The organism is Microvirga arabica (assembly GCF_016811235.1).
GTDB lineage: Bacteria > Pseudomonadota > Alphaproteobacteria > Rhizobiales > Beijerinckiaceae > Microvirga > Microvirga arabica.
This window is the reverse complement of record NZ_JAFBID010000094.1, coordinates 1-21589: the sequence shown is the minus strand read 5'-3', so window position 1 is coordinate 21589 and position 21589 is coordinate 1. Positions and strand designations below refer to the sequence as shown.

Sequence of the window (21589 nt, the reverse complement as noted above, 5' to 3'; positions counted from 1 at the left end):
TGGTGGGATTCGTCGTGTGGGCTCACCACATGTACACCGTCGGCCTCTCGCTCCAGACCCAGGCCTATTTCGTGTTCTCCAGCATGGTGATCGCAGTTCCCACGGGCGTGAAGGTGTTCTCCTGGATCGCCACCATGTGGGGCGGCTCCATCCGTTTCACGGCGGCCATGTACTGGGCCATCGGGTTCATCTTCGTGTTCACGGTGGGCGGCGTCACCGGCGTCGTGCTGGCGAATGCTCCCATCGACCGCTATATGCACGACACCTACTACGTGGTGGCTCACTTCCACTACGTTCTGTCGCTCGGCGCGGTCTTCGTGATCTTCGCCGGCATGTACTACTGGTTCCCGAAGATCACCGGCTACATGTACTCGGAATGGATCGGCAAGCTGCACTTCTGGATCGCCTTCATCGGCGCCAATGTGCTGTTCTTCCCGCAGCACTTCCTCGGCCTCTCCGGCATGCCGCGCCGCTATGCAGATTATCCCGATGCGTTTGCCGGGTGGAACCTCGTGTCCTCCATCGGCGCCTATATCTTCTTCTTCGGCCTGTTGGTTTTCATGTATGGTGTGATCGATGCTTTCAGGCGCAAGGAGAGGGCCGCCGACAATCCTTGGGGTGAGGGTGCGACGACGCTGGAATGGACCCTGTCCTCACCACCGCCATTCCATCAGTTCAACACGCTGCCCCGCGTGATCGATACCCATCACTGAGCACGCAGTGATTCGCTGACCGCAGCTATCCTGTGCAGCCTCCGCCTTGCCGCGCTTGGCCCTCATTCCACGGGAACGGGAGCATCGAGATTGATATCATGACGTGCCGACTCCGCTGGCGCTGAGCCGTTACGGGGCTGGGGCTCCTCCGCCTGAGCAACCGTGCGGAGGCCCGCTAATGCAGCCTCCAGGTCATCGTTCTCAGCACCCTCTGGGTACACTGCATAAGCCGGGTGCGGGAATTCAGGGGCATGCGGCACCAGGTGCAGGCGGCCGCTCGCGAGGTAGGGCTGGGCCACGCGTTTCCGGAAGTAGCCGGTTCCACCGACCTGGATGATGTAGTCCAGCCCAAGCGGACCCAGGCCGATGGACAGGCCCGGGTTGGAGAACTGCGGAAAGTTCAGGCCATGATGGGCCGCGAAGTCCGCGCCCCAATCCACATACACGTAATCCGGACCGGACACGCAGGCTGTTGACGGATCGGTCGTGACCAGGACGAGCGTCTCCTCGGTGAGCATCTCGACCCTCAGCCCTGGCCATTGTCTCGGTGAGTACACCACCGCCAGGTCGAGCACCCCGTCGGCGACCTGGCGCAACAGGCCGTCAGACAGGCCAACCTGGGTCTGGAGGGCGATGTCGGGAGCAGTGCGCTTCATCCACACCATCCAGTTCAGGAGGAGCGGGTCCCAAAGCGTCAGCTCACCGCCCGCGGCGATAACCGCCCGGCGTCCCACCGGAAGCGCGACCTGATGGCGAGCCCGCTCCCAAACCTGCACCAGGGTCGGCGCGAACCGCAGAAACTGCTCTCCGGCGACCGTCAGGGTCACCCCGGCCTTGTTGCGCAGGAAGACCGGTCGCCGGAGCTGATCCTCAAGCGAACGGACGCGGGCGCTGACGGTGGTTTGGGTCACGTTCAGCCGCTCAGCGGCGCGGACGAAGCTTCCAGCCTCAATAATAGCGAGAAAAGTACGGGCGAGTTCGATGTCCATGGCGGCATCCTTTACGGGCCTGGAAACGCGTGGGATTGATGTGGGGCAGTCGCCGCAGCATTGGCCATCGGGACGGCCGGGAGGTCCGGAGACACTCCGGTTGCTTGTAGAGGCCCCGAGCTCGGCTGCGGCCGAATGAGCCCGGGGCTAAGTGCCCGCGATCAGGTTACCTGCGCGATGCAAGCCGCGTCTGAATGTCGGCAAGCTCAACATGATCTGCCGAGGATATGCCCTTCACGGGGGAAGTCAAACGCCCCACAAGGCTCTACCGAGGTGAGGCCCCTTGCAACAGGGACACCATGCCCGTGTACCCGCGGGCCTGTGCGAGCTGAAGGGGTGTTGACCCGTTCCTGTCAGAGATCCGGGGATCGGCACCGGCTTCAAGGAGTGCGCGCACTGTTTCTGTATGACGGGCACCACCGTCGCCGAGGACCACCGCCTCGATCAGGGCAGTCCAACCCAGGTTGTTGACATGGTCGAGCGGCGCGCCGCCGCGGATGAGCTCGCGGACAATGCCATCGTGGCCAAGATGGGCCGCGGCGATCAGCGCCGTGCCATCGTAGACGCTGGTGACCAGCTTGGCGCTGGCGCCGGCGGCGAGCAGCGCCCGCAGCATCGGCACGTCGTCTTTGACGGCCGCAATGGTCACGGCGTCATAGCGCTGGTTGTCAAGGAGGCTGGCGTCGGCCCCGGCGGCGATCAGGGCCCGGGCCGCCGTCCCGTGTCCCTGGAACGCCGCCACATGCAGCGGCGTGCGACCGTTGCCGTCACGGGCATTAAGGTTGGCTCCCGTTTGGGCCAGGCGCCGGATGTCATCGACGGAGCCTTGGGCGGCGGCGGCGTGCAGCCCGCGGTAAGTTGAGAGCTCTGTTGGTGTGGGAGGTGTCTGCGCGGAGGCCACGCTTCCGGACAGTGCCAAGATCCCGATCAATCCGATAAGCGCAAATGGGTTGGTCATGGTCCGTCCTCCTCTGATGCAGTGACCTACCGTTGCAGGCTACCGTTGTCGGTTAGTGCAGTTGTGCTTGCACCGTGGCAAGACCGGCGTTCGGAGATTCCTCGTCGGGCTGCCCGCCTGGAGCACCCCGACGGCCACGGCCCCGATGACCTCGTCGCCCACCTTCACAGGCACCCCGCCGCCGAGCAGCCGGAAACCGTCGGTAGCAGCCAGATGGCGGGTGCCGGGTTCTTGTCTACGTCCTCCATTATGGTGATGGTGTTGTTGCGGGCCGACGCTGCCGTGTAGGCCTTTGCGCCGCTTGCCTCAACGGGGTGAGGACGCCTTCAACAGGAGTGCTCCGGCGAGGTGTGTCCGCAGCGAGTTCATACGATCTGATGAGCCTCGCAGCCTCCCCTCGGTGGATGTAGCTGGATCGAGTATGATAGCTGCCGTTACAGGACCGATGGGCCCGCGAGAGGCCTACTTCTCCATCTGCCTTCGGCTTGGACGAAGGCTGGCTGTGGAACATCCGCATTGCGCCACTCTGCAGCCCATAGGCAGATGGGGCATGCTCGATTTTGCCCTGTGGCCGATCCTCTCCATTGGTCTGACCTTCTTCCTTGCCGGTGTCGTCAAAGGAGTGACCGGCATGGGCCTGCCCACCGTGGCTATGGGATTGCTGGGAGCGTTCATGTCACCCGTCGCGGCCGCCGGACTTTTGATCGTGCCGTCCTTCGTCACCAATGTCTGGCAGCTGGCCTCTGGCCCGAGTTTTACTGCGCTGGTCAGCCGGTTCTGGCTCATGATGCTGGGGATTGTGCTCGGCACCGTAGGCAGTGCATCAATTCTGGCTGGCGGGGATGTTCAATGGACCACGGCCGGGCTCGGTACCGCCCTCGTGATCTATGCCGTCTTCACGCTGCTCGCTCGGCAACTGTCTGTGCCTGTTGAGGTGGAGAAGTGGCTGTCGCCTCTGATCGGCTTGACAACAGGCATGGTCACAGGCGGTACCGGCGTGTTTGTCATTCCTGCTGTTCCTTATCTTCAGGCTCTCGGACTGAGCAAAGACGACCTGATCCAGGGACTGGGGCTTTCCTTTACGGTCTCGACGATTGCCCTTGCGGCTGGTCTGGCGTGGCGCGGAGCATTGCAGGTCGACGGTTTGGCCATGTCCTCCCTCGCGATTGCCCCCGCCCTGCTTGGAATGTGGCTGGGACAAGCGATCCGGAGCAGGGTGAGTCCCGTCGCGTTTAGGCGTTGGTTCCTGATCTGCCTGATGCTGCTCGGGATTGAGCTTATCCTGCGGTCGATTCTCTAGCGGGCGGGCGCTCCTGAAATCTCGGGGCGATCTGCCCTTCCGCCATTTCCTGAGCGGTGTGTCTGATGGCCTGGCCGACGTTAGACGCAGATGCACGTGCGGCCCGTCCGAACCCGTCGTGGGGCACCTCGGGCGTCCGCTCCGGCTCAATCCCATCGGCAGGGGTCACGCCGACGCCATGCGCATAAACCATCCGGCCGCCAAGATAGCCCGAGTACGTGACCAAGGCGGCGCCGGCGAGACCCGCAAGCAGGTACCCAGTGCTTGGCCGCCGGCTGCGCGAACGGACCGCTGCCAAGCCCACCGACAGTGCCAGCAGGCCGATGTTGAGGGTGCGGTGGGTGACCAGGATATCATGCGAGACATCGCTGGTCTTGACCGCCTCTTGCGCGGCAAAGCCTGCAATCCCCGTCGCGGCGACGCTTGCAGCGGCCACCGGCATCAGCTGGCGTCCCATGTCCATTAGCGAGTCATTGTTGGTGAGCCGGCCAATGAGGTCGGCTGCCACGGCCGTGGGCAGCAGAGCCACGGGGAAGTGGGCAAGCGCGGGATGGACTTCATGAACACGCATCGGCATCGCAAACCTCACAGTCAGAGGGATCGCCTCTCCCGTGAGAGGATCACGATCCGTGTCTCGCCGCCCGCATTTTGGCTCCGGACATGATATCCTGGATATTCGACGTTGACGGTACCGCCTCCCGACCTGGATGCGGGTCGTATGGACCGGGAACTGCTTGCCCGGCGTCTGGTCAGGAGGCTTCTTCAGTCGTCAATCGCCGGGCATTGCATAGGTTCCGCTTCAAATGGCGCAGGAGCGGTCAGTCTGCGGGGGCTCAGGTCCAAACCCTTGCAGGCTTCTCCCGATTGAAGATTGAGGTGTTGGGCTACGGATAGGCCTCTATCACTGCTGAACTGGGAGGGCGCTTGCGACGGCCGCGGGGCATTCGTCCAGCTCTTGCTTTAGCTGCAATCCCACGATCAGGGTAGGGATTTGCCTCGCCAGAGCAAGCATCCACATACACGATGCGCCATTTCCCCGAGGCTGCGGCCTGGACAGCGAAGCGGTCCGGCCGGCATTCATACGCAGACATCCTTCTCGACGACTTGGCCGGCGCGGCCGCACCGTCTGGGTGATAGACCACGCCGATCGGTTCAACTATCGGCGCGGGCTCGACGGCTGACCCAGCAGACCGGCCCCGCGGCATGGATTCCGGCTCACGTCGGCTGCCATGCCGGGAGGCAGTCAGACACTCGCTTAGGCTATGCCCGCTTGGCACAGCCGGTCTGGCCATTCATAGCGGGTTGGGATCGTGTACACCCAAAGCGTGACTCTCTCAAATCTCGGACGAGCCTGTTCAGCTGGCAGGAGGATCTCCGGCACCGGAGGCTTTCGCCAGACCGCTTGTGACCAACAGCTGCATGCATTGACGGCTGCGTTGGATCTTCTTGAGTGGGCGCGGCTGTGGCTCTACTGCTTCTACTACGTCATGGTCCGAAGCTGGTCCGCCGTCAGGCTCGAGCATCCAACAAACGATCAAAGGCGATGCTAGCTGGACTTGGCTGGCGGTTGGGCAATGAGAGGCGTGTCAAGGATCGCCGGATCGTCACCCGGTCAACTGAAAGCTTCGTCAGACGGCCCAGTGCTACATGATCGGCTGCGACAGCCGATGACATGATTCCAACACCTAATCCTGCGGCGACTACACGGGCTATTGCCTCATTACTGCCGACTTGCAAGGTTCGTCGGGGCATTATACCGGACGTTGTCAGAGCGTCCCAGACTACATCGCGTGTTCCCGAACCCACCTCACGAAGGACCATGGTTTCGTTTGCCAATGCGACGGCTGGGACGGGTTGTTCCGTTACGGCGAGCGGATGGTCTACCGAAATAAAGAATCCCAACTCATCACTGCGCCATGGTGTGACGATGATTTCTGCCGATTCAATCGGACCTTCAACGAAAGCTACGTCCAACTCTCGTTGCAGCAGCAAATCTGTCACTGTTGACGTGTTGGCACTGGTAAGCCGGAGCTCGATTTCCGGATGGGCGCGGTGGAATGTACCCAATAGGGGAGGGAGGAAATAGGCTGCGATCGTGGTCGACGCCCCAATACGAAGACTACCACCGTGGAGGCCTCGCAATGCATCAAGTGCCTCCTGAGCAGCCTGCTCGGCGGCGAACAACGCTCGTGCATGCTTGATGAGCAGGTTTCCAGCCTCTGTCAGGTGCACGCCACCTGGACCACGCTCAAGCAGAGGGCTGCCTAGCTGCGCCTCCAGTTCCCGCACGCCTTTTGAAACCGCTGGTTGACTAATGAAGAGGGCCTCGGCCGCACGAGAGAAGCTCCGATGCTGTACGACTGCGGCAAACAATCTGAGCAGGTGAAGGTTCAATTCTATAACCTATGGTTATGCCATGATGAAAGTAATGTATTTGCGTTATCTCATGGACAAAGGTCAATAGGAGTACCTTTCATCGAGGACGAGTGAAGTGATCGCGCGCCGTCTAACTGTTGTGCTTCCCGGAACATTGTTATGCACGGCTATAGCGCTCGCGGCCATCGGGCTGGAGCACATTGAAGAGGCTTGGACCGGGCGTCCTTGGCTTGAAGCGCTGGTGATTGCGATCTTGCTTGGCACGATCTTGCGGACAGCTTGGACGCCAGGGTCCCGCTGGACACCAGGGATTGGCTTCTCGGCCAAAATCCTCCTTGAGATCGCTGTTGTGCTGCTCGGGGCGTCAATCAGCTTCCAAGCTGTGGTGCAGGCAGGCTTCAGCTTGATCCTTGGCATCGCGATCGTTGTCGCTTTGGCCATCGGAGCGAGCTATGGCCTTTGCCGAGGCCTCGGTTTACCGAAGCGCATGGCCGTGCTGGTTGCCTGCGGAAACTCGATCTGCGGCAACTCGGCCATCGCGGCGGTGGCACCAGTGATCGGCGCGAAGGCGGAGGACGTGGCCACCTCCATCGCCTTCACGGCGATCCTCGGTGTAATCGTGGTGCTTGCCCTACCGCTTCTCGTGCCACTGTTCAGCCTGTCGGAGACGCAGTATGGCGTACTGGCGGGGCTCGCGGTCTATGCGGTGCCGCAGGTGCTCGCTGCCACCCTGCCAGTCGGCATGGTCAGTACTCAGCTCGGCACCCTGGTGAAGCTGGTGCGGGTACTCATGCTGGGACCTGTGGTCATCGGGCTCTCGCTCGCCATAGGCCGTGACGGGGCAACTCGCCCGGGCTTCTCCCGTAACCGCTTCGTGCCTTGGTTCATCATCGGGTTTCTGGCTCTTGCGGCCCTACGCTCGACGGGTCTTATCCCCGACGTGCTGCTGCAGGCCATCATGCCGCTCGCAACGATCCTGACCGTAATCTCGATGGCGGCCCTAGGCTTGGGGGTCGATCTGAAGGTGCTCGGCCGCGTCGGCGGGCGGGTGACGCTCGGCGTCACCCTGTCGTTGATCGTCCTAATCGGTATTAGTATGGTCCTGATCCGCCTGCTCAATATCTCCTAAGGAGAGCACCGAGAGCATCGCAAAAGCCAAAGCATTGCTTATTATTCTCGTGCTTTGGGAACAGGCGGCTATTTTGAATCTACGTCTGGGGTGTCGATTGGATTAGGGCGTGCATCTTCCTCCGTGTAAGATGCACGCCCTCCCGGATCCTATTTGCCGGAATCGAGGAGTAAGCCATGCGGAAATAGCGACAGGGCTGCTCTTTACCGGCGAAGAAGGGTGATCCCGACTCGATCAGCACCCCGTCACCTCTCAACTCGCGCGATAAAAGGTCAGCATCAGTCCCTTCAGGCCCTTCGATCCAGAAGGACGTTCCGCCAAAGCTCGACTGCCCTGCAATCCTCATACCTTCCGCCTCAAGGGCGGCAGCCATGACTTGGTGACGCTTCTGGTACTCGCTGCGCATACGGCCAACCACGGTGTCGTAGTAGCCCAAGGCGAGAAAATACGCGGCCGTCCGTTGCAGGTGCCCCGGCGGATGGCGAAGCATCAAGGCTCTTAGGGCTCTGGCCTCCCGGATAACGGCTGGCGGAGCGACAAGATAGCCAAGGCGCAAGCCGGGAAAGAGCGACTTCGAGAAACTGCCGACATAGAGCACCCGCCCGCGTCGGTCGAGCGATCGCAATGCAGGCGAGGGCGGCGCCAAAAAGTTCATTTCGAATTCGTAATCGTCCTCAATGATGATGAAGTCGCGCTGCTCGGCTAGTTCGAGGAGCCTCTGACGTCTCTGCATCGGCATCCGTACCCCCGTCGGGGAGTGATGACTGGGAGTTGCCACCACCACATCGACATTGTCCGGAAGGCCTTCTGGCGGCAATCCAGCCTCATCGACATCAATCGTCGTGACCTTTGCTCCACTGAGCTTGAGTGCAGCATAAATGTCGGGGTGGCAGGGATTCTCGCAAACTGCATGTGAGCCCCCCTTTAAGAGAAGCTGGATAGCGATCCAGATCGCATTCTGAGCACCTACCGTCACGAGGACCTCATCCTGCCCCGCTTCGATGCCCCTGCGGGGGAGGGTTCGGGAGCAGATGTAGCTGACGAGTTGCAGGTCGTCCGCAGAAGCAAAGTCGCCGGCCATGAACTCAAAGTCGGTGCGCCCGAGAGCGCGCCGTGTGCAATCGCGCCATGCGGCAAGATCGAACAACGACAGATCGACTTGACCATACAGGAAAGGATACGGATAGCGCCTCCAGTCGAGCGGCTTGCGAATAGTCTTCGCAACCGAGAACTTCGATCTAAGGCGCGCCTCCCAGTCAATTTTGCCGTCGGAGCCGACAGGTCCGGTTGATTGGAGACGCCCCACGGGGGCCCGCTCGGACACCGAATAAACGCTTCGCGCCGAGGCGGTGACGTACCCTTGGGCACTCAGTTCCTGATAGGCCAACGTGACGGTAATCCGGGAGATCTTAAGGTAATTGGCCAATCTGCGGGTGGACGGTAGACGCATGCCGGGAACGAGCCGGCCCGAGAGAATGCCCGAGACGACGGTCTCGCGGATCTGCGCCTGCAGGCTGCCGCGGCGCGTCTTGTCGACGAAGAAGATCGCCTCAGACATAGACCTAGAGGGCAATTTTGTAACCCAGCTTCATCTGGACCTATTCAAGAGTCCATCTGGATATACAAGAGCCCGAGAACCCAGTCCATTCTTCTCGGATGCGTAGAAGGCAGGCGATGGAGCCAGCCCGCGCTGCGGCCAGACGGCCATCTAGACCCGGAGGAACCCATGAACGCCATTACCAGACTCAAAGCCATCTCGTGCGCCGTTGCAACGATCGCCATCATGGCGGCGTCGCCAACCTTGGCCAAGACGTTCAAAATTGCTGTCGGCGACGGTGCAGGCGGCACGCAGCACGAACTCGGAAAGGCCTTCATCGCCGCTCTGGAGGCGAAGACAGGCAAGAAACACACTGCAACGCTGTTCCTCAACGGTCAACTTGGCTCGGAAGAGGACACGGTCAACAACGCGGCGACCGGCACGCTCGACATGTCGATCCTCGCCATCAACAACGTGACACCCTTCTCACCGACAGTTGGAACCCTGACGCTTCCTTACGTCATCCTCAGCCTCGAGGATGCCGAGAAGCTCACGCAGGGACCAATTGGTCAAGAGTTGATTGAGAACACAGTCCGCGACGCCGGCGTACGCATTATCGGCTGGGCATATTCCGGATTCCGGGTGCTGACGAATTCCAAGCGCCCGGTCGAATCCGTTGCTGACCTCAAGGGCTTGGTCGTCCGCGTCCCGAAGAACCAGATCATGATCGAGACCTACAAGGCTTGGGGGATCAACCCGACACCCATGGCCTGGTCGGAAACGTTCTCTGCGCTGCAGCAGAGGGTGGTCGACGGCCAAGACAATCCGTACATCACCGTGCACGCGATGAAGTTCGACGAGGTCCAGAGGTACGTTACCAACATCCGGTATATCTTCTCAATCGAGCCACTCATCATCTCCGAATCCGTTTTCCAGGATCTGTCAGCGCAGGACCAGAAATCCATCCTTGAGGCTGGCCAAGAGGCGACAAAGCACAGCGCCAAATTTCTGCGCACTAAGGAAAGCGAGATCAAAGCCGAGCTCACGGCCCGGGGGATGAAAATCAGCGACCCGGCTGGAAATGAAGCGGAATTCATTTCCCTCGCGACCAAAGCCGTATGGCCAAAGTTCTACGAGAGCATCGGCGGCGCAGAAAAGCTCAATGCCGCGCTCAAGGTACTCGGCCGCAACACGGTTCAATAGGCCAAGACGGACATTCGCATCGAAACGGATCGGGAGGGCGGGTTCGCGCGCCCTCCAACGAGGAATTGTGCCATGAGCCGCATCCGAACCTTCATCGACAACATCGAGAGTTACATCTGCCGGACTTTGCTCGCGACCTTCGTCGGCCTCCTGTTCACACAAATTGTTGCACGCCAGCTCTTCGAGCATTCGATCTCCTGGATCGAGGAGCTTTCAGTCATCCTGTTCGTCTGGTTTGCCTTTTTCGGCGCCAGCTACGCTGCTAAACTGAACGCACACAACCGTGTAACATTTCATCTGAAGATGCTCCCAGGTAATGGGGCCAAATATGTGGAAGCCTTCGCGGATCTGTTCTGGATCGCCTTCAACTTTTACTTCGTCTACCTCTCGCTCGAGTTCATCTTCAAGCGGATGAACAAGTTCTGGAAAGCTCAAACTTTGGGCATCGAGATGAAGTATTTTTATCTCGTCCTTCCGATCGCCTTCACTCTCATGGCCATACGGGTTGCCCAGGTCCACTACCGCCAATTGGTAAAGGGCGTCGAAATCGCCGACCCGGATGCAATCGATCTGGCCGAGTTGAAAGCACAGAAGCCCGTGGGCGTCAGCTCGGCCGCCTAGGCGGAACTCACACTGAAGCATCGGGAGGAATTCGCCATGGAAACAACGATCACGCTCATCCTGTTCGGCACCTTTGCCGTGCTCCTACTCATCGGCGCGCCTATTACCGTGGCGCTCGGCATCTCTGCGCTGGTTTCATTCCTCTATATTGGGGAAAACCCGATCCAGTTCGTTCAGATCGCGTTCACGTCCGTCGGCTCGTTCCCGTTGATGGCATTACCCGCCTTCATTCTCGCAGGGGCGCTGATGGAAGCCGCCGGCATTTCCAAGCGTCTTATCACGGTCGCTGAGAGTTTGGCGGGGCCATTCACAGGCGGCATGGGGGCGGCTACCGTCATCGCCTGCCTGTTTTTTGGGGCGATTTCCGGCTCTGGCCCGGCCACAACAGCAGCGGTGGGGATGCTGATGATCCCGGCCATGGCAAAGCGCGGCTACAATCGCGGCTACGCATCATCTCTAACTGCGGCCGCTGGCGGTCTGGGCATCGTTATTCCGCCATCGATCCCCATGGTCATCTTCGGCATCTCGGCACTCGGATTCACCGCGCCGCCGGAAGCGATCGAAAAGTTCGGCCAGTTTGGATCCGTGTCAATCTCGAAGCTCTTCATCGCGGGCTTCGTTCCAGGAGCGCTTGTGGCAGCCAGCCTTCTCACGCTCAATTACTTCATGAGTGCTCGCAAGGGCTACAGGGGGTCAAGTGAGAACTGGAGCGTCGGTCAGGTCGGGAGCGCAGTTTATCAAGGCTTCTGGGCTCTGCTGGCACCGTTCATCATCCTCGGCGGCATCTACTCAGGATGGTTTACCCCGACGGAAGCCGCGGTCGTCGCAATCTTCTATACACTTGTCATCGGAGTGTTCATCTACCGCGAGCTCTCCTGGAGAGATCTTTTCCGCTCGCTGGAAACAACAACTTGGCTGACCGGCCGCGTCCTGCTCATTCTCTTTACAGCGACTGTGTTCGGCCGACTGCTCGTGTCAAACCGAATTCCCGCCCTGATTGCAGAGGGCACTCTCGCGCTGACGAACGATATCTTCATGATCTGGGCACTCTTCATCGGCTTTTTGCTCTTCGTCGGAATGTTCATGGAGACGTTAGCGGCTATCATGATCCTCGTCCCGGTCATGCTCCCGGTTGCGTACAGCGTTGGCATTGATCCGACTCACTTCGGAATTGTCATGATCTGCACATTGGCTGTCGGATTCCAGACGCCTCCGTTGGGCGAGAACCTGTTCATTGCATCGGGCATCTCGAATGTCTCGCTGGAAGAAATCGCGCTGAAAGCCGTGCCCTTCGCGGCGGCTAACACCTTGGCTATTGCTGCCATCGCGGCATTTCCACAGCTCTCACTCTGGCTGCCGCGAATGTTCGGTTACTGACGCCGCTGCCGACCGCCGAAGTACTAATACGCTCTGACGGGGTCCATGATCCTGACAGAGCAAGGGCAAGCTGTGCCTGAACCCGCAGCAAAAGAAAGGATCATTCCATGAGCTTATCATCGATCAACGAAAGTGATCTCAGTGATCTATTCGATGCCTTCAACCGCCACGACGTTGATGCGGTCATGGCCTATTTCGCCGACGACTGTGTCTTCGACGCCGTCTCCGGAGCAGAGGTTTACGGCACGCGCTTTATAGGTGTTGAAGCAATCGCTGGCGCGTTCTCGGGCGTATGGGCAACAATGCCCGACGCACACTGGGACCATCATGGACATTTAGTTTGCGGAGACCGCGCCGTCTCCGAGTGGACCTTCACAGGCACGAACAGAGATGGAAGCCGCGTCGAGGCGCAAGGAGCGGACCTGTTCCGGCTGCGCGACGGTCGCATCATTCATAAGCAGGCATTCCGCAAGAGCCGTCCGCTCCTTGCTGGCTAACTCCTAAACCGAACGTTCGACGTGCGTGAGGATATCGCGATGCTCACTGAGATGACCCGGGCGAAAGCGCCGAAGGACCAATACGATCCTGCATACGACCCGATAGTCGACGAAGGACCGGGGCGCTACCGGGATTATTGCCCAACCTACTGGATTGCTACCGCCGGAAATCCTCCGGAAGACGACGGCCCAATTGCCGCTGACCTCGATGCCGACGTCGTTGTCATCGGCTCGGGGTACACGGGCTTGTCCTGCGCTATTCATCTGGCCAAGGAATACGGCGTCAAGGCGACTGTTCTGGAGGCTAACAGCGTTGCCTGGGGCTGTAGCACCCGCAATGGTGGCCAGGCGCAGATCTCGTCCGGGCGGTTGAAGCGCTCCCAGTGGATCGAGCGCTGGGGCGTAGACGTCGCCCAAAAGATGCATGCTGAAATTGCGGATGCCTTCGATCTGTTTCGATCGCTGATCTATTCAGGCGAGTTCGACTGCGAGCCGCAGGATGGTGGTCATCTCTACATTGCTCACAAGGCAAAAATGATGCCGGCCCTTGAGGCGGAGTCACAGGTTCTCAATCGCACGTTCGGCTATGGCACGAGGATTTTGGGCAGGGAGGAAGTTCACCGCGAGTACCTGCGAGATCAGGAAGCCGCTGGTGCCATGTTTGAGCCGGATGGAATAGGTGTTCATGCCGCCAAGCTTGCTTTCGGCTATCTTTCCATGGCCCGTAGGCTCGGCGCTAGGGTCCATCCTGGCAGCCCGGTTACCGGCTGGCAGACGAAGGGCGGGATTCACTACCTCACGACACCTGGTGGTACCGTTCGTGCCCGCTCGGTCGCTATTGCAACAGCTGCGTATACATCACCAGGGATGCACCGTCTCACGAAGCACCGTCTCATGCCAGTGCTATCCAATTCGGTAGTCACTCGCCCACTCACAGCGCAGGAGCTTGAAGCCTGCGGGTTCAAGACAAGGCTGGTGCTGACTGATTCCCGCACGCTTCGCCACTACTACCGGCTCTTGCCGGACGGACGGGTGCAGATTGGAAGTCGCAGCGCAATTACTGGTGCGGACGCGGATAACCCACGGCACCTGAGCCTGTTGGTTGAGGGTCTCTATCGCAAGTTTCCCACGCTGCGCGGGATCGATCTCGACTATTCATGGTGGGGCTGGGTCGACGTGAGTCACGATATGATGCCGCGCATCTTCCAGCCCGATCCGACACAGACAATCTATTACGCCATGGGGTATGGCGGCAACGGCGTCATGTACTCGGCTCAGGCTGGGCGTCGACTGGCGCAACTGGTCGTCGGTGAGCCCCCGATCGACCTGCCGATCTTCAAATCTCCTCTTCCCAGCCATGGGCCGCTGACGCCATTCCGGCGAATTGGCCAACGAGCAATGTACCACTGGTACGCGCTCAAGGATGAAAAGCTGTAGCACCTGCGGGTGCCTCAAAAACGTGGTTCTAAGAAAGGATATCTACCATGAAAATGACGACTGAAGAAGCATTTGTGAAGGTTTTGCAGATGCATGGCATTGAGCATGCCTTTGGCATCATCGGCTCGGCCATGATGCCGGTATCGGACCTGTTTCCGAAGGCCGGCATCACCTTCTGGGACTGTGCACACGAAACCAACGCTGGCCTGATCTGTGATGGTTACATCCGTGCAACCGGCAAAATGGCTATGGCGATCGCCCAGAATGGGCCCGGGGTGACCGGCTTCGTGACGGCTGTCAAAACAGCCTATTGGAACCACACGCCCATGCTGCTGGTGACGCCGCAGGCCGCCAACAAGACCATCGGACAAGGTGGCTTCCAGGAGATGCCCCAGATGTCCCTGTTCGAGGATTCAGTCTGCTATCAGGAGGAGGTGCGGGATGCCTCGCGCATTCCTGAGGTCCTTAACCGAGTGATCGAGAAGGCGTGGCGCGGCTGTGCCCCCGCCCAGATCAACATCCCGCGTGACTTCTGGACCCAAGTCATCGATGTGGATTTGCCGCAGATCGTGCGTCTGGAGCGGCCGGCAGGCGGCAAGAGCGCGATTGCGGCGGCGGCTCAACTGCTCTCCGAGGCCAAGTTCCCGGTCATCCTGAATGGCGCAGGGGTCGTCATCGGCGGTGCCATCCCCGAGTCGGTTGCCCTGGCCGAACGGCTGGATGCGCCCGTCTGCTCCGGCTATCAGCACAACGATGCCTTCCCGGGCGATCATCGTCTGGCCGTGGGTCCGCTCGGCTACAACGGCTCCAAGGCGGCCATGGAGCTGATTGCTCAGGCTGATGTGGTTTTGGCACTGGGCACCCGGCTCAATCCTTTCTCCACGCTCCCTGGCTACGGCATCGACTATTGGCCCAAGAATGCGAAGATTATCCAGGTCGACATCAACCCGGATCGTATTGGGCTAACGAAGAAGGTGACGGTCGGCATTTGCGGCGATGCCAAGCAGGTGGCGCAGCAGCTGCTGGAGCAACTCTCGGAGACTGCCGGCGATACCGGTCGCGACGAGCGCAGGGCCCGCATTCACCAGACGAAGTCATCCTGGCTGCAACAACTCTCGTCTATGGACCACGAGGATGACGATCCGGGCACGAGTTGGAACGAGGAAGCGCGTGCGAGAGACCGCCACCGGATGTCGCCGCGTCAGGCCTGGCGTGCGATCCAGGTGGCTCTGCCGGATGAGGCCATCATCTCGACCGACATCGGCAACAATTGCGCCATCGGCAATGCCTATCCGACCTTTGCGGAAGGGCGCAAGTATTTGGCTCCCGGCATGTTCGGCCCCTGCGGCTACGGCTTTCCGGCAATCGTCGGCGCCAAGATCGGCTGCCCCGATACGACGGTGGTCGGGTTTGCCGGCGACGGTGCGTTCGGTATCTCGATGAATGAGATGACCTCGATCGGGCGCGATCAATGGCCAGCGATCACCATGGTGATCTTCCGCAACTATCAGTGGGGGGCGGAGAAGCGTAACACGACACTCTGGTACGACAACAACTTCGTCGGGACCGAGCTCAATCCCAATCTGAGCTACGCCAAGGTGGCGGAGGGTTGTGGGCTGAAGGGCGTGACCGTCGATACGCAGGACGCCCTTGTCCACGCGCTGCGCCAAGCGTGCGAAGAGCAGGCGAGGGGTGTAACCACCTTCATCGAGGTCATCCTGAACCAGGAGTTGGGGGAGCCGTTCCGGCGAGATGCCATGAAGAAGCCGGTTGTGGTCGCGGGCATCGATGCGGCGGACATGCAGCCCCAGCAAGCCGCCTAGGACAACATCAGGGGCAGGCCACTCCAGCCTGCCCCTATCAAACCTGCTCGCTTCAAGGTTCTGGAATGAAACCGCTTGACGCCCTCATCGAAGCTGCCCGCGCTAACCCACAACGCATCGCCCTTGCGGAGGGGGAAGATCCGCGAGTCGTCGAAGCTGCCATCCGGGCGGTCAGAGAGGGCCTTGCTCGACCGATCCTGATCGGACGCGCCGACAGGATCCGGAACGAAGTTGAAAGGCAGTGCGGTGACTTGACGGCCTTCACCATCGAGGACCCTGCCGTTTCCCCTCGCCAAGAGCGCTATGCAGCCTGTTATGAGGAGCTGCGTCGGCACAAGGGGATGAGCCGGCCGGCGGCTGTTGCGGCAATGAGCAATCCGCTCAACTATGCGGCGATGATGGTGCGCCATGGCGACGCGGACGGCACCATCGGGGGAGCGGTGGCCACCACGGCGGATACCGTGCGTGCCGCGCTGCAGATCATCGGGCCGGCACCGGAGAGCCGGATTGTGTCAAGCTTCTTCCTGATGATGTTCTGTGAGCCGCATCACGCCAAGAAAGGCGCGTTTGTGTTTGCAGATTGCGGGCTGGTGGTGGAGCCGAACGCTGCGGAGTTGGCGGACATCGCCACGGCCTCTGCACAGTCCTATCGGGCGCTGACAGGTCAAGAGCCCAAGGTTGCGCTGCTGTCCTTCTCAACCAGCGGCAGTGCAAAACATGAGCGCGTCAGCAAGGTTGTCGAGGCGACGCGCCTTGCCAGAGCATCGGATCCATCGCTGGCGATCGACGGCGAGCTGCAATTCGACGCTGCGTTCGTGGAGGCGGTCAACGCAGTCAAGGCGCCGGGCTCGATGACCGGCGGCGCAGCGAACGTGATGGTCTTTCCTAACTTGGAGGCCGCGAACATCGGCTACAAGATCGCGCAGCGGATTGGCGGGGCCAAGGCGATCGGTCCGATCCTGCAGGGGCTTGCCAAGCCAGCAAATGACCTGTCGCGTGGCTGCACCCCTGATGACGTCTACCACATGATCGCCGTCACAAGCCTCCAAGCTTCACGTCAGAAACAAGCGCAAGAGAAATCGGAACTGCATCGGGCCGAAGCTGTTTGAGGGCGTCGTGCTCAGCACAGCCACGTTATGTCCACATGGTAAGTCACGGCTTTCGTGACCTGTTAATGAATAGGGGAACATTGAATGACCACGGACGAAGAAACGATTGCGGTCGCCGCCTTCACGGCTTCAATTAACAACCAAGTTCTGCTCACTGGAGAAACGGGGATGGTGCAGATCCAAGAGCCATTCAACCTGAGATCTGCCTTAAGAATGGCGTTCGCGGCCGTCGAAGGACATAAAACCGAAACTGCAATCAAGAATGCGAAAAATGCAGAGGGGATAGTTATTTTTGATCCTTGATGAGGTAGGTCGCCCTACATTGTGATCGGTTTGGGCGCTGAACGGAAAACTGATTGGCGCTCACGGGCTGCTATTCCAATGCTACCACCACAACGCTCCTTTTCTCTGCTGCCTCCGACGGGAACAAGGTCATGTCTGATTTCTACCGGATCAAGCGCCTTCCGCCTTATGTCTTCGAGCCAGTCAACCGCATCAAGGCCGCTGCCCGGGCCAATGGGGCCGACATCATCGACTTAGGGATGGGCAATCCGGATCTTCAGACCCCGCAGCACGTCATCGACAAGCTCGTCGAGACCGTGGGCAAGCCCCGCACCGACCGGTACTCGGCCTCCAAGGGCATCGGCGGCCTGCGCCGGGCCCAGGCCGGCTATTACGAGCGCCGCTTCGGCGTGAAGCTCAATCCGGACACCCAGGTGGTGGCGACCCTCGGCTCCAAGGAAGGCTTCGCCAACATGGCCCAGGCCATCACCGAACCCGGCGATGTGATCCTGGTGCCGAACCCGAGCTACCCGATCCACGCTTTCGGGTTCCTCATGGCAGGCGGCGTCATCCGGTCCGTTCCGGCCGAGCCGACCCCCGACTTTTTCGCGGCTGCAGAGCGGGCCGTGGCGCATTCGATCCCCAAGCCCGTGGCGCTGGTGGTCTGTTACCCGTCGAACCCGACCGCCTATGTGGCCTCCCTGGATTTCTACAGGGATCTTGTGGCCTTCGCGAAGAAGCATGAGCTGATCCTGCTGTCGGATCTCGCCTATTCAGAGGTCTATTTCGACGAGGCGAACCCGCCGCCCTCGATTCTCCAGGTGCCCGGCGCCATGGACGTGGCGGTGGAGTTCACCTCCATGTCCAAGACCTTCTCCATGCCCGGCTGGCGCATCGGCTTCGCTGTGGGCAACGAGCGGCTCCTAGCGGCTCTCGCCCGCGTGAAATCCTATCTCGACTACGGCGCCTTCACGCCGGTGCAGGTGGCCGCCACCGCCGCGCTGAATGGGCCGGACGACTGCATCCGCGAGATGCGCGCCACCTACAAGCGCCGCCGGGACGTGATGGTCGATTCCTTCGGGAAGGCCGGCTGGACCGTGCCGGTGCCGACCGCCTCCATGTTCGCCTGGGTGCAGATTCCGGAGAAATTCCGGTCCATGGGCAGCCTCGAATTTTCCAAGCTCCTGGTGGAGAAGGCCGACGTGGCGGTGGCGCCCGGCATCGGCTTCGGCGAGCACGGCGACGATTACGTCCGCATCGCGCTGGTTGAAAACGAGCAGCGCATCCGCCAGGCCGCCCGCAACATCCGCAAGTTCTTCGATCAAGCGGATCAGACGCTCAACAACGTGGTGCCAATCGCGCGAACAGGTTAGGATTGTCCTGTTTATACCCGATCCATTCCAGCCAATTGATAGCAGGACACGTAAAGATCAGGATTAAGGAAAGCTGCCCCTTCTCCTTACAGGCGGATACGTTCGTTCTGCAATGTATTAGGTAAGGCAGCGATATGCCTGAGCACGACTGGAACTTGCGGAGGTACGCCATGACACAAGAGAACAAGTCGTTTATCGGAGAATCGGGCGCTGACGATTGGGAAAGTACAGATGTTAGTCGACGTACTTTCTTGAGCACCGCTAGCTTAGTAGGCATCGGAGCAGCAGCGGCCACGGTGCCAACTTCTTTGAGTGTGTCAGGCGCACTGATCCCCTCAGCCCTGGCGCAAGGGGCTCCCGCATCCGGCGGAGCGGCTCAGTCTTCGGGATCACAGCCCCTCGACTATCCCGGTAAGGAGAAGGGCCTCGTCGTTCTCGGCGAGCGGCCGTTGGTTGCCGAAACGCCTGAGCACCTGCTCGACGACGAGACCACCCCAATCTCGAAGTTCTTCATCCGCAACAACGGTCAGATCCCGGAGGCCGCGGCGGATCCGGATGCCTGGAAGCTCACAGTTGACGGCGAGGTCAACAACCGGCTTGAGCTGACGCTCGCCGAGCTGAAGTCCCGCTTCCAGCCCAGAACCTACCGTATGGTGCTCGAATGCGGCGGCAATGGCCGCTCGTTCTTTCAGCCGCAGGCCAGAGGCAATCAATGGACGAATGGCGGCGCTGGCTGCGCCGAGTGGACCGGCATCCCGCTGGCTGAGGTGCTCCAGGCTGCGGGGTTGAAGGACACGGCGAAATACACCGCCCACTACGGCGCCGACCCGCACCTGTCGGGCGACACGACGAAGGAAGCACTCTCGCGCGGCATGCCCATCGCCAAGGCGATGGAGCCGCACAGCCTGATCGTCTACGCCATGAATGGCGAACCCCTGCCCAATATCCACGGCGGACCGCTGCGCCTGGTCATCCCGGGCTGGCCGGGGTCGCTGTCGCACAAGTGGCTGACCCGGATCACGATCCGCGACCGCGAGCACGACGGCCAGGGCATGACCGGCACCTCCTATAGGGTGCCGAACAAACCCATGGTGCCGGGCGGCAAGGCGGACGAGAAGGACTTCCGCATCCTCGAGTCCATGCCCGTGCGCAGCATCATCACCGCTCCAGCCAACGGCACGAAGCTGCCGGCGGGGACGCGGGAGGTCGCCCTGCGCGGCGCCGCCTGGGCGGGCGATCTCACGGTGTCCCGCGTCGACGTCTCGACGGATGCGGGCCAGACCTGGACGCAGGCGACGCTGGCACCCACCCGCAACCGCTACGATTGGAATCGGTGGACGGCCACTGTGGGTCTCCAATCCGACGGCTACTATGAGATCTGGACGCGTGCCACGGATTCGAACGGCCGGATGCAGCCGCCTGTCACACATGACTGGAACCCGCAGGGCTATGGCGGTAACGCCATGCACCGGGTGGCCGTCCTGGTAGGGTAAGGATCATTGATCATGCGGCTGTTCTACTGGCTGCCAATGCTTGCCTTGGCGGCATCAGCGTCTTTTGCCCCCACACAGGCCCAGCAGGGGCCCGCGCTTGCCTTCACGCCTAAGGACGAGCAGGTCGAGGACCTGCCGGAGGGGCCCGGACGCGATGAGACTTTTGGCCTGTGCACAGCGTGCCACGGCTACAGGCTGGTGTCGAACCAGGGCATGACGCGGGATAAGTGGGACGAGACGATGACCTGGATGACGGAGCGCCACGGCATGCCCGATATCCAGGGCGCGGACCGCGACCTGATCCTCGACTACCTCGCCGCGCATCACCCACCTAAGGCGCCGGCGCGGACAGGCGGGTTCAGGAACCCGTTCGCGCCGCAATAACTCGGCGGAATGCGGGCCAATGCAAAGCTTCGACTTGCTTTGACACAATGGAGAGCCCCTCCTGAAGCAGGAGGGGCTCTATGCAACACATGCGCTTTACGAAAGTGTTTTCAGGATGAGGCGGTGCGGCTCGCCCTGACCCGCGGCTGCAGCCAACGGGCGATTGCCGAGGAGCTTGGGATCGGCCTGTCGATTCTGCGCTACTGATCAACCGTCGCCGTGAGCACGAGGTCGATGATCCGCCCGAGGTCGGCCAGGAGGACATGGCGGCCGAATTGAAGCGGCTGCGGCGCGAAACCGAGATCCTGCGCCGGGAGTGGGAGATTCTGAAGAAGGCTGCGGCTTTCTCGCCAAAGAGGGGAAGCGATGAGGCTCCAGCTCATCGATGCGGCGCAAGGGGAATTCCCCATTTAACACCTATGCAAACTCTTGGGTTAGCCAAAGCGGTTACTTTGCTTGGGGAAGCTGTCCGGTCGGTCCTCGACAACGGGAGGACCTGGTGCTGTCGGCCCCTATTCGCTCGGCTTTTGCCCGCTCCCATGGCACCTATGGCAGCCTGCGCATGACCCGCGAGTTGCAGGATAAAGGGCTGCCCGTCAGACGCCGCCGGACTGCCCAACTGATGCGCGAGAATGGCCTCCAAGCCGTGCAGAAGCGGCGGTTCGAGCGCACCACCGACAGCGGCCATGCCTTCTGGGTCGCTCCAATCTCCTCGAGCAGGACTTCTCGGCTGAGCGCCCGAACCAGAAGTGGGCCGCAGATATCTCGCACGTATGGACAAACGAGGGCTGGCTGTATCTGGCCGTGACCCTCGATCTGTTTGCCCGGCGGGTGGTCGGTTGCGCGGGGAGTGACTGGCTGCACTAGGGGCTTGCGCTGGAGGCGCTGGCCATCCGACAATCATCGCCAACTAAAGCGAATTGCGGATCAGTGTAGGGCATAGCCGGCGTGCCTGATCCAGCCTCGGGCATCCTGTGCGGTGATGGTG

Annotated in this window: 19 protein-coding genes and 1 pseudogene; 15 read left to right on the top strand and 5 right to left on the bottom strand. The window is 60.8% G+C overall.

Annotated features, from left to right (window positions below; translation table 11 throughout):
* A partial coding sequence (locus JQC81_RS28220; RefSeq protein WP_203275110.1) for a cbb3-type cytochrome c oxidase subunit I occupies nucleotides 1-713 on the top strand: 713 nt, incomplete at its 5' end.
* Between the two features lie 62 nt (nucleotides 714-775).
* Here the strand turns inward: JQC81_RS28220 and JQC81_RS28215 are convergent.
* Both JQC81_RS28215 and JQC81_RS28210 read right to left on the bottom strand, forming a co-directional pair.
* A complete protein-coding gene (locus JQC81_RS28215; RefSeq protein WP_203275109.1) occupies nucleotides 776-1702 on the bottom strand; it encodes a LysR family transcriptional regulator in 927 nt (308 codons plus the stop codon).
* A gap of 265 nt (nucleotides 1703-1967) precedes the next feature.
* Complete coding sequence (locus JQC81_RS28210; protein ID WP_203275108.1) at nucleotides 1968-2660, bottom strand: ankyrin repeat domain-containing protein; 693 nt, start codon at nucleotides 2658-2660, stop codon at nucleotides 1968-1970.
* A gap of 550 nt (nucleotides 2661-3210) precedes the next feature.
* Here JQC81_RS28210 and JQC81_RS28200 point away from each other — a divergent pair.
* Entirely contained in the window at nucleotides 3211-3960 is a 750-nt protein-coding gene (locus JQC81_RS28200; RefSeq protein ID WP_203275107.1) for a sulfite exporter TauE/SafE family protein, read from the top strand.
* On the opposite strand, the gene JQC81_RS28195 is transcribed toward JQC81_RS28200, so the two are convergent.
* Both JQC81_RS28195 and JQC81_RS28190 read right to left on the bottom strand, forming a co-directional pair.
* Nucleotides 3938-4537 carry a DUF2231 domain-containing protein gene (locus JQC81_RS28195; RefSeq protein ID WP_203275106.1) on the bottom strand — a complete coding sequence of 200 codons (600 nt, stop codon included), beginning with the start codon at nucleotides 4535-4537 and terminating at the stop codon, nucleotides 3938-3940. The two genes, JQC81_RS28200 and JQC81_RS28195, sit on opposite strands and share 23 nt — an antisense overlap.
* Before the next feature lie 932 nt (nucleotides 4538-5469).
* A complete protein-coding gene (locus JQC81_RS28190; protein ID WP_210347300.1) occupies nucleotides 5470-6354 on the bottom strand; it encodes a LysR family transcriptional regulator in 885 nt (294 codons plus the stop codon).
* Between the two features lie 97 nt (nucleotides 6355-6451).
* Here JQC81_RS28190 and JQC81_RS28185 point away from each other — a divergent pair, with 97 nt between their 5' ends.
* On the top strand, nucleotides 6452-7465 hold the full coding sequence (locus tag JQC81_RS28185; RefSeq protein ID WP_203275105.1) for a YeiH family protein: 1014 nt from the start codon (nucleotides 6452-6454) through the stop codon (nucleotides 7463-7465).
* A gap of 79 nt (nucleotides 7466-7544) precedes the next feature.
* Here the strand turns inward: JQC81_RS28185 and pdxR are convergent, their stop codons facing one another.
* Complete coding sequence (gene pdxR / locus JQC81_RS28180) at nucleotides 7545-9023, bottom strand: MocR-like pyridoxine biosynthesis transcription factor PdxR (protein WP_376772470.1); 1479 nt, start codon at nucleotides 9021-9023, stop codon at nucleotides 7545-7547.
* A gap of 168 nt (nucleotides 9024-9191) precedes the next feature.
* Between pdxR and JQC81_RS28175 the strand changes: the two genes are divergently transcribed.
* The 12 genes and pseudogenes from JQC81_RS28175 to JQC81_RS33555 form a co-directional block, all read left to right on the top strand.
* A complete protein-coding gene (locus JQC81_RS28175) occupies nucleotides 9192-10205 on the top strand; it encodes a TRAP transporter substrate-binding protein (RefSeq protein WP_203275103.1) in 1014 nt (337 codons plus the stop codon).
* A 72-nt stretch (nucleotides 10206-10277) separates the two neighbouring features.
* The gene (locus tag JQC81_RS28170; RefSeq protein WP_203275102.1) at nucleotides 10278-10826 is read left to right on the top strand and encodes a TRAP transporter small permease; all 549 of its coding nucleotides are present in this window, start codon (nucleotides 10278-10280) and stop codon (nucleotides 10824-10826) included.
* A 36-nt stretch (nucleotides 10827-10862) separates the two neighbouring features.
* The gene (locus JQC81_RS28165; RefSeq protein WP_203275101.1) at nucleotides 10863-12203 is read left to right on the top strand and encodes a TRAP transporter large permease; all 1341 of its coding nucleotides are present in this window, start codon (nucleotides 10863-10865) and stop codon (nucleotides 12201-12203) included.
* A gap of 107 nt (nucleotides 12204-12310) precedes the next feature.
* Complete coding sequence (locus JQC81_RS28160) at nucleotides 12311-12700, top strand: nuclear transport factor 2 family protein (protein WP_210347299.1); 390 nt, start codon at nucleotides 12311-12313, stop codon at nucleotides 12698-12700.
* Nucleotides 12701-12739: 39 nt separating this feature from the next.
* Entirely contained in the window at nucleotides 12740-14137 is a 1398-nt protein-coding gene (locus JQC81_RS28155) for an NAD(P)/FAD-dependent oxidoreductase (RefSeq protein ID WP_203275100.1), read from the top strand.
* 47 nt (nucleotides 14138-14184) lie between these two features.
* Entirely contained in the window at nucleotides 14185-15960 is a 1776-nt protein-coding gene (gene xsc / locus JQC81_RS28150) for a sulfoacetaldehyde acetyltransferase (protein WP_203275099.1), read from the top strand.
* 65 nt (nucleotides 15961-16025) lie between these two features.
* Nucleotides 16026-17069: a phosphate acetyltransferase gene (gene pta / locus JQC81_RS28145; RefSeq protein ID WP_203275098.1), complete on the top strand. Its 1044-nt coding sequence runs from the start codon at nucleotides 16026-16028 to the stop codon at nucleotides 17067-17069.
* An 84-nt stretch (nucleotides 17070-17153) separates the two neighbouring features.
* Nucleotides 17154-17372: a hypothetical protein gene (locus JQC81_RS28140; RefSeq protein WP_203275097.1), complete on the top strand. Its 219-nt coding sequence runs from the start codon at nucleotides 17154-17156 to the stop codon at nucleotides 17370-17372.
* A 131-nt stretch (nucleotides 17373-17503) separates the two neighbouring features.
* Nucleotides 17504-18724 carry an LL-diaminopimelate aminotransferase gene (locus JQC81_RS28135; protein ID WP_203275096.1) on the top strand — a complete coding sequence of 407 codons (1221 nt, stop codon included), beginning with the start codon at nucleotides 17504-17506 and terminating at the stop codon, nucleotides 18722-18724.
* A gap of 296 nt (nucleotides 18725-19020) precedes the next feature.
* Nucleotides 19021-20217, top strand: coding sequence for a sulfite oxidase (locus JQC81_RS28130; protein ID WP_312887600.1), 1197 nt, complete (start codon nucleotides 19021-19023; stop codon nucleotides 20215-20217).
* A gap of 12 nt (nucleotides 20218-20229) precedes the next feature.
* Nucleotides 20230-20601 (top strand): hypothetical protein, encoded by a 372-nt coding sequence (locus JQC81_RS28125; protein ID WP_203275094.1) that lies wholly within the window; start codon nucleotides 20230-20232, stop codon nucleotides 20599-20601.
* Nucleotides 20602-20724: 123 nt separating this feature from the next.
* A pseudogene (locus tag JQC81_RS33555) lies at nucleotides 20725-21465 on the top strand (IS3 family transposase); the annotation flags it as partial.
* Nucleotides 21466-21589: the final 124 nt, after the last annotated feature.

What these genes read in the sequence shown, in the direction of transcription:
- JQC81_RS28215 (WP_203275109.1), bottom strand. Translation starts at nt 1,702, where the DNA reads ATGGACATCGAACTCGCCCGTACTTTTCTCGCTATTATTGAGGCTGGA.
- JQC81_RS28210 (WP_203275108.1), bottom strand. Translation starts at nt 2,660, where the DNA reads ATGACCAACCCATTTGCGCTTATCGGATTGATCGGGATCTTGGCACTG.
- JQC81_RS28200 (WP_203275107.1), top strand. Translation starts at nt 3,211, where the DNA reads ATGCTCGATTTTGCCCTGTGGCCGATCCTCTCCATTGGTCTGACCTTC.
- JQC81_RS28195 (WP_203275106.1), bottom strand. Translation starts at nt 4,537, where the DNA reads ATGCCGATGCGTGTTCATGAAGTCCATCCCGCGCTTGCCCACTTCCCC.
- pdxR (WP_376772470.1), bottom strand. Translation starts at nt 9,023, where the DNA reads ATGTCTGAGGCGATCTTCTTCGTCGACAAGACGCGCCGCGGCAGCCTG.
- JQC81_RS28175 (WP_203275103.1), top strand. Translation starts at nt 9,192, where the DNA reads ATGAACGCCATTACCAGACTCAAAGCCATCTCGTGCGCCGTTGCAACG.
- JQC81_RS28170 (WP_203275102.1), top strand. Translation starts at nt 10,278, where the DNA reads ATGAGCCGCATCCGAACCTTCATCGACAACATCGAGAGTTACATCTGC.
- JQC81_RS28165 (WP_203275101.1), top strand. Translation starts at nt 10,863, where the DNA reads ATGGAAACAACGATCACGCTCATCCTGTTCGGCACCTTTGCCGTGCTC.
- JQC81_RS28160 (WP_210347299.1), top strand. Translation starts at nt 12,311, where the DNA reads ATGAGCTTATCATCGATCAACGAAAGTGATCTCAGTGATCTATTCGAT.
- JQC81_RS28155 (WP_203275100.1), top strand. Translation starts at nt 12,740, where the DNA reads ATGCTCACTGAGATGACCCGGGCGAAAGCGCCGAAGGACCAATACGAT.
- xsc (WP_203275099.1), top strand. Translation starts at nt 14,185, where the DNA reads ATGAAAATGACGACTGAAGAAGCATTTGTGAAGGTTTTGCAGATGCAT.
- pta (WP_203275098.1), top strand. Translation starts at nt 16,026, where the DNA reads ATGAAACCGCTTGACGCCCTCATCGAAGCTGCCCGCGCTAACCCACAA.
- JQC81_RS28140 (WP_203275097.1), top strand. Translation starts at nt 17,154, where the DNA reads ATGACCACGGACGAAGAAACGATTGCGGTCGCCGCCTTCACGGCTTCA.
- JQC81_RS28135 (WP_203275096.1), top strand. Translation starts at nt 17,504, where the DNA reads ATGTCTGATTTCTACCGGATCAAGCGCCTTCCGCCTTATGTCTTCGAG.
- JQC81_RS28125 (WP_203275094.1), top strand. Translation starts at nt 20,230, where the DNA reads ATGCGGCTGTTCTACTGGCTGCCAATGCTTGCCTTGGCGGCATCAGCG.